The 1,771-nt window shown below is 66.4% G+C and carries 3 protein-coding genes; 2 read left to right on the top strand and 1 reads right to left on the bottom strand.

What is annotated here, in order from left to right; genetic code table 11:
- Both FKP22_RS29285 and FKP22_RS29280 read left to right on the top strand, forming a co-directional pair.
- Positions 1–300 (top strand): Sua5 family C-terminal domain-containing protein (locus tag FKP22_RS29285; protein ID WP_310733390.1); only part of this gene is annotated, 300 nt, incomplete at its 5' end.
- A gap of 46 nt (positions 301–346) precedes the next feature.
- Positions 347–1,384 carry an SGNH/GDSL hydrolase family protein gene (locus FKP22_RS29280; RefSeq protein ID WP_141291691.1) on the top strand — a complete coding sequence of 346 codons (1,038 nt, stop codon included), beginning with the start codon at positions 347–349 and terminating at the stop codon, positions 1,382–1,384.
- Positions 1,385–1,435: 51 nt separating this feature from the next.
- Here FKP22_RS29280 and FKP22_RS29275 read toward each other — a convergent pair.
- Positions 1,436–1,771: D-alanyl-D-alanine carboxypeptidase (locus tag FKP22_RS29275; protein ID WP_211361653.1), on the bottom strand; the 336-nt coding region annotated here is incomplete at its 5' end.

Genomic DNA, 1,771 nt, shown 5'->3' with positions numbered 1-1,771 from the left:
CGGGCCAAGGTCAGGGTGATGGACGCAGCCCAGTTGCAGGCCGCATTGCAGTTGCTGGGTGCAGGCGAGCCGCAGGGCCGTCCGCTGGCAGCGGTATATTCCCGCACGGTGCGGCCGGCCGACCGGCGCATGCCTTACCGGGCCATGCCGCAGGACGCGGCGGCCGCGGCCCATGAATTGTTTGCGGCACTGCGCGCGCTCGATGCGCTGGGCGTGCCGCTGATCTGGATCGAAACCCCGCCTGCCGACGCCGCCTGGGAGGGCGTGCGAGACCGGCTGCAACGGGCCGCAGCCGCCTGAGTGGCCTGCGCCGCCCCACCTCGAATTGAATGACACTGGAGCCATGATGACGTTTTTGTTTCCCGCCCGCCAACTGCTGCGTGGCCTGGGTGCCGCGCTGCTGTCGGCCGGCCTGCTGGCCGCCTGCGGTGGCAGCACTTCTCGTGTGGACGAGTTCCGTCCGGCGCGCCTGATCGTGCTGGGCGACGAGATCAGTGCGCTGGTGGACCGCGACAACAATGGCAACGGCTACAACTTCGCGATGAACGGTTTGAACACCGGCGACACGACCAACGGCACCATCGCCTGCAATCTCACCGTTCAGGAAATCTGGGTACAGCGATTGGCTGCCCAGTTCGGACTTGCCTTCAAGGAATGCAATCCCAGTGCGCTGAGTGAAGATCAGCTTCAGGCCTACATGCTGGCCCACTATGGCGCCACGGTTCGCACGCTGGAACCGCAGGTCGATGCCTTCCAGGCCAACATCGTGCACGACCCTCTGAACAACAAGGACCTGATCACGGTGCTGGTCGGCGTCAACGACATTGTCGAGATCTTCAAGGACAACCTGAACTTCAGCGCCGAAGGCGAGAAGGTCGCCGAAGCCCAGAACCGCGGCGCGCAGGTCGGTGCGCTGGTGAACAAGCTGGCCGGCCTGGGGCCGCGGGTGCTGGTGAGCCAGATCTTCGACGTGGGCCTGAGTCCCTGGGCGCTGTCGCAGGGCTCGGCCGAGGCGAAGACCATGACCAGCATGAGCGAGGCCTTCAATACCGGCCTGCGTTTGGCGCTGATCAACGATGGCACCAAGATCGGCCTGCTGTCGCTGAACGACATCGTCGCCAACCTGGACCGCTACGGCGGCTACAACACCTCGGACCTGGCCTGCAACGAGGACCATGTCGAGACCATCAACGGGGTGGATGCCGACGCCGATGGCTACCTGGACGGCGGCGATGCGCTGGGCACTTGCACAACGGCGACCGTGACCTCCGACACCGCAGCGACCAAGAACCTGTGGGCCGATGGCCTGCGGCTGATCGCTCCGTTGGCACAGGCACAGCTCGGCAACGCCGCCATTTCGCGCGCCGTGAACAACCCGTTCTGATCGGGCCTTGCCTGAGCTCGCAAGTGCCGCCTTCAGGGCGGCGTTTGTCTTTCAGCGCTTCGCATCGTCAATCGCCCATTGCGCCAGTGCATCCAGCACCGGCCGCCCGGCGCCTGCCAGCGGGTGGTTGAGGATGGCCACCACCACGTAGCGCCGGCCGCTGTTGGACAGCACAAAGCCGGCGACGGCGTTCACGTCGCGCAGCGAGCCGGTCTTCAGGTGGGCGCGGCCCAGCGTGGTGACAGAGCGGCGCAGCGTGCCGTCCATGCCGCTGACCGGCAGCGACGAAATCAGCTCCGGCATCACCGGGCTTTGCCAGGCCTGGGCCAGCAACTGGGCCAGGGCCTGGGCGCTGACCCGGCTGTCGCGTGACAGCCCGGAGCCATT

The sequence above is a fragment of the Ideonella azotifigens genome (assembly GCF_006519715.1).
Taxonomy (GTDB): domain Bacteria; phylum Pseudomonadota; class Gammaproteobacteria; order Burkholderiales; family Burkholderiaceae_C; genus Ideonella; species Ideonella azotifigens.
The sequence above is the reverse complement of the archived record's forward strand: the minus strand, read 5'-3'. Positions and strand labels throughout refer to the sequence as shown.

Bases quoted from the DNA above. Each gene is read 5' to 3' on its own strand.
- FKP22_RS29280 (WP_141291691.1), top strand. From the start codon at position 347: ATGACGTTTTTGTTTCCCGCCCGCCAACTGCTGCGTGGCCTGGGTGCC.